General features: G+C 38.1%; 9 protein-coding genes. 3 read left to right on the top strand and 6 right to left on the bottom strand.

Going from position 1 to position 15550, the window contains the following annotated elements:
• Positions 1-129: 129 nt before the first annotated feature.
• A complete protein-coding gene (locus LVD47_RS02415; RefSeq protein WP_236973929.1) occupies positions 130-945 on the top strand; it encodes a class II fructose-bisphosphate aldolase in 816 nt (271 codons plus the stop codon).
• Here the strand turns inward: LVD47_RS02415 and LVD47_RS02410 are convergent.
• From LVD47_RS02410 to LVD47_RS02385, 6 genes are all read right to left on the bottom strand, one after another.
• Complete coding sequence (locus LVD47_RS02410; protein WP_236973928.1) at positions 940-1806, bottom strand: hypothetical protein; 867 nt, start codon at positions 1804-1806, stop codon at positions 940-942. The two genes, LVD47_RS02415 and LVD47_RS02410, sit on opposite strands and share 6 nt — an antisense overlap.
• Positions 1807-1875: 69 nt before the next feature.
• Positions 1876-3387 (bottom strand): SusD/RagB family nutrient-binding outer membrane lipoprotein, encoded by a 1512-nt coding sequence (locus LVD47_RS02405; RefSeq protein ID WP_236973927.1) that lies wholly within the window; start codon positions 3385-3387, stop codon positions 1876-1878.
• Between the two features lie 14 nt (positions 3388-3401).
• Positions 3402-6512, bottom strand: a complete 3111-nt coding sequence (locus LVD47_RS02400) for a SusC/RagA family TonB-linked outer membrane protein (RefSeq protein ID WP_236973926.1) — start codon at positions 6510-6512, stop codon at positions 3402-3404.
• 791 nt (positions 6513-7303) lie between these two features.
• Positions 7304-8098 carry a PIG-L family deacetylase gene (locus tag LVD47_RS02395; protein ID WP_236973925.1) on the bottom strand — a complete coding sequence of 265 codons (795 nt, stop codon included), beginning with the start codon at positions 8096-8098 and terminating at the stop codon, positions 7304-7306.
• A gap of 9 nt (positions 8099-8107) precedes the next feature.
• Positions 8108-9124, bottom strand: a complete 1017-nt coding sequence (locus LVD47_RS02390; RefSeq protein ID WP_236973924.1) for an amidohydrolase family protein — start codon at positions 9122-9124, stop codon at positions 8108-8110.
• 3 nt (positions 9125-9127) lie between these two features.
• Complete coding sequence (locus LVD47_RS02385) at positions 9128-10333, bottom strand: SIS domain-containing protein (protein WP_236973923.1); 1206 nt, start codon at positions 10331-10333, stop codon at positions 9128-9130.
• Positions 10334-10651: 318 nt separating this feature from the next.
• Between LVD47_RS02385 and LVD47_RS02380 the strand changes: the two genes are divergently transcribed.
• Together LVD47_RS02380 and LVD47_RS02375 are read left to right on the top strand one after the other, a co-directional pair.
• Entirely contained in the window at positions 10652-11848 is a 1197-nt protein-coding gene (locus tag LVD47_RS02380; RefSeq protein ID WP_236973922.1) for an ROK family protein, read from the top strand.
• A gap of 510 nt (positions 11849-12358) precedes the next feature.
• On the top strand, positions 12359-15541 hold the full coding sequence (locus tag LVD47_RS02375) for a SusC/RagA family TonB-linked outer membrane protein (protein WP_236973921.1): 3183 nt from the start codon (positions 12359-12361) through the stop codon (positions 15539-15541).
• Positions 15542-15550: the final 9 nt, after the last annotated feature.

Genomic DNA, 15550 nt, shown 5'->3' with positions numbered 1-15550 from the left:
TCACTTTCTTTTTAATATTTTTATACAATAAATTATCTTTCGTTTAATTATTTTACTAGCTTTGTTTCATTGCCAATTTAGGTAAAAGCGGTTTTTACCATATATTTTTCTACTAATGCATAATTCTCGATGAAACTTCAAGATAAACTACTAGAATGTCAACAAAACAGGAAAGCCCTACTAGCCTGCAACTTCTATAATTTTGAGACCTTGAAATCAATTATGTTAGCAGCTCAGGCCTCTAAAAAACCCGTCATTCTTCAATTGACCAAATCTTCTATAGACTATCTAGGCCTGCCAATAGCGGTTAAAATGGCAAGATCTGCGTTGGACCTATACGGAGTACAGGCATGGATCCATCTTGATCACAGTCATTCAATAAATTTAATAAAGAGAGTGTTGGATGCAGGATTTGACTCAGTAATGATAGACGCAAGTGAAAAAACTTTCGGTGAAAATATAAAAATCACACAGGAAGTGGTAAAAATAGCTGAATCATATGAGGCAAACGTAGAAGCTGAACTGGGCTTTATTGCCAAACTCGGACAGGATCAAAGTGGAGGATTGACAAATTCTGAAGAAGCAAAAATATTTGTAGAAGACACCGGCGTAAATGCACTCGCTGTGGCTATTGGGACAGCACATGGTTTCTATAAAAAGCCGCCTCAAATTGATATGCAGCGATTATCAGAAATAAAAGAAGCAACGCAGGCATTTTTGGTTTTACATGGGTCGTCAGGTATACCGCACATACAATTGTCCGAAGCCGTTTCACGAGGGATTTGCAAAATAAACCTGGCTACTGAAATTAAAAATAACTTCATAAAAAGTTTATCCTCCCGATTATTAAATAACAATGAAATAGACCTGAGAAAGGTCTTCCCCCATGCGACCAATTCTACAGCAAGCCTTATTGAAGATAAGTTGAATTGTATAAATTCATAACGGCCCTATATATCTTTCAGAAATTACAATATCGTCAATCAATACTTTGTCCACACTTCCTGTTACTCCCCCAGTCATATAATAATTTAACCAGAAATAATTAATCTCCAAATCAGTAGTTGTCCTCCATTGAAAACCTTCAAAAATCTCTCCGGATTTGGATTCCAAAAACCTTCCACCTTCCCTAACCATCTTCGTGACACCAGGTTTTATATGTAGAATTTTTTTTCCATTTATCCAAAAGGCCTGTTCTCCATTACTACTGCCCACAGGGTCATTTAAGCGAACCATAAATTCGACACACACCCACTCATTTAATGGCAACTCCAGAGAACTCTGGGGGTGGAATGTATTTCCCCAAAATTTTCCATTTCCACTACCGTGCATATCCTTCCAATATGAATAAAATCCCCAGTTCCAGTCATCTACATGCGGGGACTCAATACCAGTACTAAAAAAATCATCACCACTAGATCTCATTCCTGCGGTCCCCTGAGGATAGGAAGTAGAAGGAAAATATCCTCCTATCCTTACAAAATGATGCAATGGCGCATTTCTCGTCAGGAATTTCACATAGAACCTTGCATGAATTTGTTTAAATCCCTGTGGAAGTTTCTTATATAAATGAGCACCATTGTCAGAACCCGAAACATACGTTATCGCCATCGATTTATTTCCCGCACTCTCTGCAGGTACATCTTCACTCAACTCTATGCCTTTGCTATTCCTAACATCACTCCATTGAGTAAAAACATCGGTTATTTCACTTACTTCAAAATCTTCAGCAAAGACTTCCTGCGAAATACTCCTTTCCCAAAGAAAAAAGGAAAATACGACAAGAATAACTACTAATCTTTTCATATTTTCCTTTATCTATAATGTCCGGCTTAAAATTGTATCGCAATTTATGCGACTATCAAAATCTATAAATCAATACACCTCCGGCGGAAACTGTCCTTGCCTGGGGTGATCAAAAGGGAGACCTTCTTTCACGTCCCACCATACTCTACTCATCGGGTCATCACCATTTGACAACATTGAAGCTGCCTCATCCACATTCTCTTTGTTTTTTGCATATTCATCCAATGGATATTTTTGTCTTCGGGGTATCTCTCCACCAGTATCAGAAGGACCTTCCCCAATCCACATGAGAGGATATCCGGTACGCCTGTATTCCGCCCATGCCTCATGACACTCATAGACATTTGCCAAATACTTCTGGGTTATTATTTCTTCCAGCATTTCTTCTTCGGAACCTTCCAGTTCAGCTGCAGAACTATTCAAATATTCTTCCATCTCGTCCTGGCCTACATTGTACAATTCCATAGCCAACTTTATACCCTCTTGAAAATAAGCTTCCGCATCCCCGGATATGATACCCGCCAGACTTGCCTCAGCTAATAAAAAATGAACCTCTGCAGCCGTCAAAATATTAAATGTAAATTCTGCCGCTCGAAAATATTCTCCCACTGCAGTAATGCTATCCCCATCGTACCTTGGCTTTTGATCTTCCTTGACCATATTGAATGGTCTGGACCTAAATCCCGCCGAATTGGATGGCCGCATATAAATATCCAGTCTGGGATCATCCCTTTTTAATAAATTTTCACTTACCGTCATCGTAAAGTGCAATGGATTGCTTTGATTGTTTTGAATATAATTAAATATAGGACTTCTATTATCATTGATAGTCGCTTCCTCCCCTTCAGATACTACGTCTGCATTTTGGTCATTAGTCGTTATTAGTTGAGAGTTAGCCACTTCATTGATATGCTCGGATGCGAGGCCTGGTTCTACATAGCGCACTCTCATCGCCAATCGCAATCGAAGCGAATTACCAAATCGAATCCACCCCTCTGTATCTCCTTCGTAAATAATGTCTGCAGTTCCATAAGATTTCAGATCCTCATCAACATTCAATTGAGCTACTGCCTCACGAAGAATATTTAGAATGTCTTTATAAATCACTTCCTGGCTATCGTATTTAGGCATCGTAATAACTTCCCTGAAGTCCTGAGCAGCTTCACTGTATGGAACAGGCCCAAAATTATCTGTCATCCGGTAATATAGCCACGCTTTCCAAATTTTAGCAATCGCATTTTTATTAGATAATGAAGGATTGTCCTCTGTAAGCCGAATCACCTCTTCAATGTTAATAATTCCATTTCTATACTCTGCAAAAGAACCAAATATGTTTTGCAGCGGAAATCCGGAAGCAGGATTACTAACATAACCAGCATATTCTCCTATTCTTCCAAAATCTGCGATTGAAAAAACAGAGGGCTTCAAAACATAGGTGAGAATTGCATCAGGATTAACCTGATCCCTGGTTATAAGAAGTGGGTCGCTATTTATTTCTTCAAAATCTTCAGTACATGAATTTAATATACTAAACCCTACAACCGTAAATAATGACGCATATAATATATATCTCAATTTCATAATTAAGTTATTTTTTAGAATGTTATTGATAAATTAACCCCAATGCTTCTGGTAGTAGGAATTGAAGCAAATTCATATCCCTGAGCAGCAGCTGTCGGAGCAAAAGCTGTTTCTGGACTTATATTCATTAATTTCACTTTTGGATCTCTGTATAAGTACATAAGGTTTCTGCCTACTACAGACAACTCGAGTTTTGTAAACGGAGTATTGTTTAAAATTGAAGGACTAAATTGATAGCCCAAACTCGCTTCCCGGAGCGAAACATAATCAGAGTTCAAGACAAACTCTTCACCTATATTTCCCCATGCTTTTTGAGCGTAATAAGCATTTCCAACCACCACTTGGGTGTTTTTAGAATACGTTCCATCCTCATTCTCCACTACTCCCTCAGCAATCAAATTATCCCTGTCCTCTGTAAATTTACCCGTACCTTTGGCGGTCTGGTCATACCGGGTAAAGGAATACATTTGCCCACCTTTTCGGATATCGATCAAACCACTTAACCGAAATCCTTTATATGAAAATGTATTGGTGACACCCGCTAACCAGTCAGGTTGTATATTTCCAAGTATTTCGAATTCTTCATCAGCCTGGAATGAACCATTTTCCGTAATTACTAATTCACCTGCATCATTCCTTTTATATGGATACCCCACTATATTTCCAAAACTTTCCCCTGGTCTTGCTTCTATATTGGCGGCAAAAGTACTTATTAACGTATACGATTCTATGCCCTCAACCAAAGATTCTACCCGGGATTTATTTTTTGAAAAGTTAAGGGTAAAATCCCACTGAAATGAGTTGTCAAATGAAAAGGGGGTTAGCGAAAGCAGCAATTCAACCCCTCGATTTGTGATTTCTCCCGCATTGACCAGGATAGAGTTATAACCTGTTGTTGCAGAAACTTCCGCAGGCAAAATTTGATTTGTCGTGGAAGAGTTATAATACGTGAAATCAATTCCTACTCGATTTTCAAACAGTCGTATATCACCACCAATTTCGAAAGAACTTGTCAATTCATTCTTGAGATTAAAATTCTTTACACTAGAGGTAATACTGGCATATCGATTTCCTTTAAACCCGTTTTGAGATATGGCATACCCGGTAATAGTCTGGTATGGGCTGGCGTCATTTCCAGATTGCGCATAAGACAATCTAAGCTTTCCAAAAGTAAGAGTCTTGGGATCAATATCAAATGCATCTGAAAATACAAAACTCAAACTCGCAGATGGGTAGAAAAATGAATAGTTGTTAATACCCAAGGTCGAAGACCAGTCGTTTCTTCCGGTAACATCCAGGTACAGGTAATTATTGTAACCCACCTGTCCGGTAAAAAAGACAGAGTTCGTTTCCTTCTGGGAAAAATACGGAGATGTAACTACGTTTAATGTATTGGTAATATGATACAACCCTGGAATATCCAACTTACTACCCGTATATCCTTCCTTTTCCAATTTGCTCGTATAACGGTTTACTCCCAGGGATAGGGATCCTGAAAATTGATTGGAAAAATCTTTATTGGCGGTTAAAATTGCATCCATATTCAATTCTTTGACATGGTATACGTTTTTGGATACAATTCCATCCCTTCTTGCACTTCCCGGCGTACCCTGACCAACTCTTTCATTTCTTACATCAGTATAAAAATCATTCCCGATTCGAGCCATTAAATTCAACCAATTTGTAAATTGATAATTGGCTGAAACGTAACTTATTATCCGATCTCTTTCATCTTCGGTTTGAAACTCATTAACAACCCAATAAGGATTTGCTGGACCATTGTTCTTCCAGTTTCTATATGCTCCATCTTCTGTCTTGTATTGCTTCAACCAATCGAGATCCACGTGCCTTCCCAACATATTTAACCCGGAAGCAACATTCTCAACACTGTTTTGTCCAATCATAGGCCTGTTGTGTCCCTTTTGATTGATATAGTTCACCTTGGATTCTACTCTCAACTTATCAGTGATATCTGCTCCGACATTCAAATTAATTGTATTTCTTCCAAATGAACTATTAGGAACAATATGGTTATTGGCCAAATTCGAAAAAGACAATCTGAAATTAATTTTATCTGTACTTGAACTCAAAGCCAACGAATTAGTGAATGTGCGGCCCGTCTCATAGAAATTTCGAATGTTATCCTCTGGCTGTGGTACTAATGACACCAAACCTAATTCGGGCAGGGTCTGCAAACTCACTAATTGTCCGTCCATTTCAGGCCCCCACTGGTCGAGCATCCATCCCGGATATTGGGGGTATTCGCTTCCATCGATGGTCGCTGTTCCCCATGCACTAAAATCGTCATCATACCCACCTGCGTATTTATTCTGGAACGTAGGTAGCACATTAGGAGTTTCAAAGGTCAAATTTGAATTAAAGGAAATGCCCAAGCCTTTCTTGCTGGAAGACTTGGTAGTTATTAAGATTACACCATTTGAACCTCTTGCCCCATACAATGCGGCTGCATTCGGACCCTTTAAAACTGAAATTGATTCTATATCATCGGGATTAATATTCTGGATTCCATCTCCGTAGTCCCTTCCTCCCCATACACTGGCAGAACCCAGATTATCATTATTTATTGGCACACCATCTACCACATAGAGCGGTTGGTTGTTTCCTCCGATAGAACTGTTTCCTCGTATCGTTACAAAAGAAGAACCCCCGACACCGGCTGATGAGGAATTAACATGCACACCGGCCACTTTACCTTTGAGGGAATTCATAACATTCGCTTCCCGGGCTATCGTCAATTCCCCTCCATCAATTTCCTGTGCGGAGTACCCCAGTGCCTTCTTCTCTCTTTCTATACCAAACGCTGTTACTACTACTTCCGATAGTTTTGCGGCATCCGTAGCCATAAAGACATCGATATCCGTTTTCTCCCCGACCGCTATTTCCTGAGTTTTATATCCCACATAAGAAAACACTAAAACATCATCAGCTTCCGCCATGATAGAATACGTGCCATCAAATCCTGTGACAACTCCATTCCCAGTCCCTTTGACCAGTACATTGACACCGATTAACGGCTCTTCGGCCTCATCCGACAAAACCAACCCGGTAATCTCCCTGGATTGGCCATAAGCCATTCCAACAGAAAATAGGAATAAAAAAATCATAGGCAAAATTGGCCTACTTTGTTTAATTGTTCGTTTTCGAACCATAAAATTTAGAGCTTTCATAATCCTTTATTATTAATTTTTTTACGTTTTTACGTTTAATAATCAAATTATACACACGAATAATTACAAAACGCAAATATTTTTAACAAAAGTTGAATATAACAAAAGATTTTAAAAGACTAAAACTTTTTTAAACTTTCGCAACATTTTCTTAACCTAAATAAATTGGTAAATAAAACATAATTGCTATTAATACCTCGACAATCCATCAATACACCAGAAATATTAGATTATGTTTTTAATCGAATTCTTGAGACATTCGGTTTGAAAACATATAAATTATAGGAAAAGCGGGCCTTTATAAACCTGTATTAATTTCGTCCAATGATATATTGTGCAGTCCAATACATAGGAAACGTAGACTCGAATCTACCAGGAAAAATCATTATTATAGCTTTACTAAATTCAAATAACGAAAGGATTTGAAACTTTATGGATATGTTATTATTTTCATACATCATACAGCCTAATTATACCCTATGCCGATAGTATTTAGCTTGTTCTGCCCCCAAAATTTCTCTGTTAATAAAAGAACACTCCATACCCAAACTTTTTCTTTGTCTGTTGAAGTTTTAAATCACTGGTGGCCAGAATTTAGGTCTCACAAGATTTTCTACTACTATTTCAATATGCCTTGCTTTTTTTTTTTTTAACAAGATACGTTCAGTCTCCGAATCACGAAGAGATATAAAATACTTTGTCATTTCTGTATTCGAAAATAGAGTCGATTATTCAAAAAAATCGGACCTGATATCCTCCGGCACCCCAAGTTCTCTAAGATAAACAGTACTTGGGCCGGCTTGGATAGACTTTGCTCTTGATTTCATTTTTTCAGGGGAAAACTGAGAAGTGTAGCAATTTACGGCCGATATGGTTTTTTGGATTTCTCTCGATCCATAAGGAATCCTGACATTCAAATAGTTTTGATCAACCCCCCGCAATAGTCGGTCCTCAGCGTCGAGATTGTCGATTGGTGTTCCTACATAATACAATTTCATCGAGTTATTCCTATAGGAATTGAGGTAAATCTGCGTGACCGAAGCACCTACTATTCTATGGTCCATATGATTAGACCCTCCGTCAGGGCCCCAGGTAAGCATTACGTCAGGGTCCAATTTATTTACAATAGAATCAAGTTGTTTCAGAAGATTTTGTACATAAGGAACATGGCCAAAAAAACCTTCTTGCAATTTTAGTTGATCGTGATAACCAAGAGTAATTGGTTTTTCAATTCCAAGATTTTCACAAGAGCAATCCAGTTCTTTTTCTCTCAACTCCACCAATTCACTGCCTGGCTTCAGATCTGTCTGACCCGTACCATATCTACCATCAGTGACAACAACCAAATGTACTTCAGCACCTAAAAAAGCATATTTTGCCAAAACTGGGGCTGCATATAGTTCGTCATCGGGATGTGCAAAAACAGCTAAAATAGTTTTTCCTGTGTAATCCGGATTAGATGTCTGCCCAGTCATTTTAAAGCACAAAATCATCAAACCGAAAAATAATAGTGTTGTTCTCATAGTCAAAATTTAGATACGATAGCATTTCTTGGCGTTTTCCCTGTATATTTTATCGACAACAGAGGCTTCCAACTTTAGCCCCTCAACTGGAGAATCGAGAGCCGGGACTACCATCTCTTCATCCGTTACAAAATATTTCCAATCCCTCATCCAGACATTTTGCGACTCTCTGAATACATCCGCTCTGGTATGGCCATCAAAAAATTCTAGGTCGGTTCCGTAAATAATGCGATCCTGATAGGCATAAAAAAAGTCTTTTATTTTGTTCCTTTCACTAAAAGACTGGTATTGCAAGTGACATATCCTATCTGTCAGATCAACATAAAGATTGGAATATTTATCCAGCCGGATTGCTACTTCATCCACACTCCACTCAAGGCTGCCTAAATGCGCACCAATAAATAACAAATCCGGGTGGTTTTCTAACAACTGATCCCTGGAATTTATCAGGTCATTGTAACCAGGATATTCGGGATGATGGTACATATGGAATTCGGGATGTTGGGAATAGTAATTTCTATCGTTATCAACCGTCATTTCTTCAATAGGAAGCCAACAATTCCGAGGTTCACCTATATGGCCCAAAACTGGAATACTCCTGGCTTCCAGGTATCCAAAAATTTCGTCAAACTCCCTGTCACAAATCATTACAAAACTCCCATCTTCCCTTTTCAAGTCCATACCTATATTTTTCCATACCTTTACTCCGCAGGCTCCCTTATCAATAGACTCCTTTACATATTCCAGGGCTTTCTCACTCCATCCTTCCTCGGAAATTCCTGAAGTATCAAATGAAGTCAGATGAAAAACTGATTGATCAAAATGTGATTGCTGTTCCAGGATGATTTCCTGTTGGTCAGGCAACAGGGGATATTCAGGCACTTCAGTATTTATACTTAATAAAGTAAAATTATTTTCACGTGCTACTTCATTAAAATACGAATGCCTGGTGTTCATGTGAATGTGGGCATCTATTTTTTGAACATTTAAAAAATCCTTATCAGAATACCATTTGGATCTTTTCATTTCTTAATTTATTTTGTAATCATTGCCGACAACACGCACCTGATTTTGGTAATTGTATAATTTGACTCCCCGCACTACTCTTGAAATTGCACCGTTTTCTGATGGGGAATCCGGGCTACAACCCAATTGTACCGATTTTAAAAACCCCAGAACCTGTGCCGGTAAAATACTCACCATTGAATACAAATAAGGGTCTAATTGTCGATTTTCATTTGACAGGTATATTTGGAAGTCAATGTCCAACTCCGGTTCTTTGTTCTCTGAAAAACTTAATTTTCTCAACCCCAAAGACTCATTTACCATATCGCTGATAAGATCTTTTTCATATTGTTGAACATATTGATCGTTTGAAATTAAAAAAACAACAATTGTTTTAGGCCCTACCACTACTTTGGGACCATGCCTCAACCCCAGGTAAGAATCGTAATTGCACATTACTACACCATTTGTTAATTCCTGAACCTTTAAGTGCGCCTCCCTTGCTATACCAAGAAGGGGACCTGACCCCAGGAACACAACTCTATTGAAATCAAGGTTAGATAAATCTTTTAACCTACCCAAATTGTCCTGAATAACATTTGCTCCATATTCAGCAATTAAATTAATCTCAGTTTCCAGTATCTCCAGATCTGCCAATCGTGAAATAAGATAACCCGCTAAAAGCATCCCAGTAAAGCTACCGGTCATTGCTAATCCAATGTCATTGGACTCTTCCGGCAACAAAAGCAAATAGTCTTTTTCCAAATCCATTTCTTCTATCATTTTCCCCGAGGGATTACACGTGATTACTATGTGAAATACATTCTCACACATTTCATTGGCCATTGAAATAGAAGCTACACTTTCCGGACTATTTCCAGACCGGGCAAAAGACACCATAATCGTAGGTCGGTCATTTGTAAAATAAATTTCCGGATGAGTTACAATCGTCGTGGTTGCCACTGCCCGGGAGTAGCGAGATATGTTTTTTATAAATGCGCTTTCCAGTACTTCTCCAATATAAGCCGAAGAACCCGCACCGGTAAGGATTACATTACATTTATCAACACCTTTTATGCCGTGAAAAAATGCTAAAATTTCATTTTTTCTTATAGAGATTTCTTTGTAAATCTTTTTCCAAAGTAGGGGCTGTCTAACAATTTCGTTTGCCGTATTGTACCCGTTTATATCTCTGAGTCGATTTTCGTTAAAACCTAAGTATTCCACCATATATCTTTCAATATTAATTTCAAAAGGTAAAATTATAAATATACACAATAAAACAAAAGTTTTTACTTCATTTATATTTTTGTTTTCTGATTTTACTTGCCAAAAATAGCTAAAACAACAACGTTTCGTAAGTTAATCTGCTTTTGATGCCTTTTACACAATAGCAACAAAAATATAATCTTTAAAAATTTTTCATTGGTAGAAAGAAAAGTTGAAATAACAACTCGGGCATTAGCTAAACGACATTCATCATTAAATCCATGTTTTTTATATAATAAATTAATAAAAATTGCCATCTTTGTAAAATACTTAAAAAGTATGTTATTTTTTAGAAAAGATTATGGTTTGGGGAAAGACAAAATTTACAAGAAGAAGATCATTAAACAATTGTATTTCAACGAAATACTGTCATGTACTGAAATAAGTGAAAAAATTAATAAAAGCATTCCCTTTACTACGCGAATAATTGATAAATTAATCGAAGAAGGAACAGTAAGAATAAATGGCCTGGCAACATCTACGGGAGGACGAAAGCCCAAAACGTACTCTTTAGTAACTCAAAAAATGTATGTAGCAGCCATGGCCATCGACCAGGTCGAAACAAGAATGGTGATCTCAGACCTGGGAAACAGCCGGATAATAATTGACGAAGTACTACCTTTGACGCTACTGGATAATGATAAAGCGCTAAAACAAATTACCCATTTCGCCTGCTCCGTTCTTGAAAAAAGCAACACTTGCCCAGACAAACTGGTCGGCCTGGGAATTAGCATGCCGGGTTTTATAAATGTAAAGAAAGGGATTAACCACTCTTTTATCCCAACCAATGGTGTAAATATCGTCGACCATTTATCTTCCGCTGTCAACACTCCCGTCTATATAGGGAATGATTCCAGCCTTGTTGCCTTGGGTGAATTGCGATTTGGAGCTGCACAAAACAGCAAAAATGTCATGACTGTCAATATAGGGTGGGGGGTAGGCCTTGGCATGATTCTAAAAGGTCAACTATTCAGTGGCGAAAATGGATATGCCGGAGAATTGAGTCATATTCCTCTATTCGACAATCAAAAAATCTGCGAGTGCGGGAAAACAGGATGCCTGGAAACCGAGGCCTCTTTGTACAGCCTCATTGAAAAAGCTAAGGCTCGGGGTGGCGAAGAGGAGGTAACTACAATGGAAATTATTAATCTACAAAAACCAAAAGAAACAATATACCATATTTTCAAATATGCGCAAAAAGGAGATCGATTTGCGATAAGCCTTTTATCCGAAATGGGATACAAAATCGGCAGGGGGTTGGCTATTCTCATACACCTGATGAACCCAGAACTTATAATTCTAAGTGGCATTGGTGCTCAGGTAGGTAGGTTGTGGGAAGCTCCGATGCAACAAGCCATAAACGAACACTGCATACCCAAACTTTCGGAAAACACTCAACTGGTGGTTTCCGACCTCAAAGACCGCGCAGCACTTATAGGGGCGGCCTCACTTGTCATGGACAATTACGGAAAGTGATCCTGCCTGCATATAAAACCTATATCCCTACCCAAAAATATAACCACTCACGACTTAACAATTGTTAAGAAAAATCAAAATAAATAATAAATAATATTTTATTCATTTATATAATTTTTTAAAAATTTTAATTTGTATTGTGTTATTTTTACACCTTTAAACCTATTAATATTTTTTGAAACCTCGCAATATTCCTTACCATATTCTACTAACAAAACTATTATCAAACTATTATTTGTTTTATTAAAATAAGTTTTATAGTTTTACCTGTCAATATATGTGAAATACAATGGGAATTAGATGTAGGAAATTTAATTGTTCTTTCAGTTGAAGTAATTGGTATCTTTTCAATACCATACCAAGAACTTAAGATCATAACTGAACTATACCTATCCATTTAATCTTAATTCAAATTGATTAACATATTGTTAGATTTACTATTAATTATTACCCTTTAATGAATAGTAAAATCAATTAATAACTATTTATGAACCGCGAAAAAATTTTGGAATGAAGCGTAAACGTTTAAACTTTAAATTCCCTTCCAGACAATTATCCCTCCCGGGCCGGGACATACTGTTGGCACTTGGGACATTTTTTTTGTGCTCATTTGGTCTGTACGCACAAAACAATAGCACGTTGGAAGGCACTGTTACAGACGAGAATGGGGTACCCCTGATCGGCGTTACGGTTTCCGTCGACGACGGCATAGCCGGAACCAGTACAGATTTTGAAGGCAATTATACCCTGGAATTACCAGAAGGTGCGGAAGAGCTCACATTTTCTTATGTAGGGTATTCTTCGCAAACGATTGAGATCGCCGATCAGGAGACCATAGACGTAACCCTGGGTGTGGACGCTATTGGATTAGAAGAGGTTATCGTAGTAGGTTATGGAACGGTAAAAAAGAAAGACCTCACCGGAGCCGTTTCACAAATCGATGCCGAAAAGCTCGCTACGGAAGCAACTGCGAATATAACCGACATGCTCAGGGGCAGTATGCCGGGGTTGAATGTAAGCTTTAATGCAGGCCCTAAAGGCATTAGTGAAGCTCATGATCTTCAGGTAAGAGGAGCTACTACAGTCAGGGTTAATACAGATGATGACCCTAATAGGGATGCAAGAGCGAATGCTCCATTGGTGGTATTGGATGGAATGATTTATTCCGGGGATTTAGCAGACATAAATCCTGCTGATATAGCCACTTTTGACATCTTAAAAGATGCTTCATCCGCAGCTATTTATGGATCCCGTGCCTCCAATGGTGTAATACTAATTACTACAAAAAGAGGCAAATCAGGGAAGCCGAGGATTAATGTTTCTTCCAGTGTTGGTTTTGTAGGCCTGTCAGGAAAAGAAATAGACCCCATGAACGGTGATCAATTTATAGATTGGAGAATAGCAGGTTTTGAAAGTAATGAAAGACATCAGTTAAATAGTCCAGGATATTACGACAACCCAAACAATTTGCCTGGTGGGGTAACAGTTGATCAATGGAAAGCCTATGATGGTTCTTCACAAGCCGAAGACCTAACGGGGATCTGGCTAAATAGAATAGGATTTTCTCCTGTGGAGATTGCTAATTACAAAAGCAATAGCACACTAAACTGGAAAGATTATGAATATCAAAACGGCATGAGAAATGACCATAATATAAGTATCTCAGGAAGTAGTAACCGACTTAATTATTATTGGTCTTTAGGCTATGTAAACAATGAAGGTCACAGATATAATGATAAATGGGAAGCTCTGCGTACGAGGTTGAATTTTGAAGCAACTATTACAGATTATTTAAAGGTGGGTACAAATACGCAATTTGCAATTAAAGATGAATCTCCAATAGTATCAAGCGACAACCTTGTAAATGTTACACCTTATTCCTCCTTTTATGAAGAAGATGGTACCACAATCGCATATGCCCCTACTGGAAATATTTCATCCTCAAGGCACCCCTGGCTAGATCTAACGTACCTTGACAGGTATTTCAATAAAAATGCTTTAAACTCTAAATTATATGCCAAAGTAATTTTACCATTTGGAATTACATTTACTTCGGAATACATACCTAGATTGGTTTGGGACCGGGAATATAACCATTGGTCATCAGCTCACCCCGATTGGGGAAATGAAGGAGGTAGGGCCGAGCGAAGAAATTACAGTTCTTATTCCTGGCAAATGAATAATATACTTAAATGGAACAGGGAATTTGGCCAACACAGCTTCGACGTAACCCTACTTCAAAATGCAGAAAAATTCCAACGATGGGAGGATCGGGTTCGAAGAAACGGCTTCCAACCAAGTGATGTATTAGGATACAATCAAATTGGTGCCGCCACTCAAAATGTGGAAATAACAAGTGATGATCAATATGAAACAGGTGATGCCTTAATGGCAAGATTAAATTATGTTTTCAATTCTAAGTATATGTTCACCGGTTCATTTAGAAGGGATGGATATTCTGCATTTGGTCAGAAAAATCCACATGCAAACTTTGGGTCAGTTGCCCTGGGATGGTTGATTAGCGAAGAACCTTTCTTTAATGTTGATGCACTAGACCTATTTAAATTACGCTTATCCTTTGGAACCAATGGGAATCGGTCCATAGGTAGATATTCAGCATTATCTAACTTGAATTCAGGCAGATATGTACAGGTAATCGATGGGACACCAACATATGTTTCTCAATTATACTCTACAAGATTGGCTAATGCAGACTTAAAATGGGAAAGAACAAGTGCCTATAACCTCGGTCTCGATTACTCCATATATAATGGCCGTCTAAATGGAAATCTGGAAGTCTATTATATGCAGACAAAAGACTTGCTGATAGAAAGAAGCTTACCAGATGTAACAGGATATAATTCCGTATTTGCCAATCTGGGCCAAGTGGATAATAGGGGCTTTGAATTTACATTAAACACAGTGAATATTTCCAATAAAAACTTCTCCTGGACAAATGGATTTTCTATAGCATTTAATAGAAATGAAATTGTACATCTCTATGGGGATATGGTAGATGTAACCGATGAAAACGGAACTGTAATTGGGCAAAAAGAAACGGATGATGAATCAAATGGATGGTTTATAGGTCATGCACTAGACCAAATCTGGGACTACAAAGTATTGGGTATCTGGCAGGAAAATGAGCGGGAGGAAGCTGAACAATATGCCAGGGCTCCCGGTGACTTCAAAATTCAGGATACCAATGGAGATGGGGTATACACTAATGATGATAAAATATTCCAGGGCTACACTAAACCACAATATAGGGTCTCACTACGAAATGATCTACAATATAGGAATTGGGATTTATCGATGAAGTTTTACGCATACTTAGGTTACTATTCAGCTAATAACCATAAAAAAAACAATGATGTATTTTACGATAGAGGTTCCTCTTATAATGTGCCTTACTGGACACCGGAAAACCCGAATAATGAATGGGCACGCGTAGAAAGTTATGAAACAGGATTTACAGTCTACGAAAACAATTCTTTTATCCGATTAGACAATATTGCTCTTTCATACAGAATTCCAACTTCCCTTTTAAGCACAGTAGGAATAGAGCAATGCAGGTTGTCCGCTGTAATTCAAAACCCTACTGTCTGGGCTCCCACATGGTCCTGGATGGATCCGGAACAAAAAGGATACACTCCGACCTTTTACACTTTTAAATTAAATCTTACTCTCTAAAATTCATTA

It is taken from the genome of Membranihabitans maritimus (assembly GCF_021729145.1).
Classification (GTDB): domain Bacteria; phylum Bacteroidota; class Bacteroidia; order Chitinophagales; family Saprospiraceae; genus Membranihabitans; species Membranihabitans maritimus.
The sequence above is the reverse complement of the archived record's forward strand: the minus strand, read 5'-3'. Positions and strand labels throughout refer to the sequence as shown.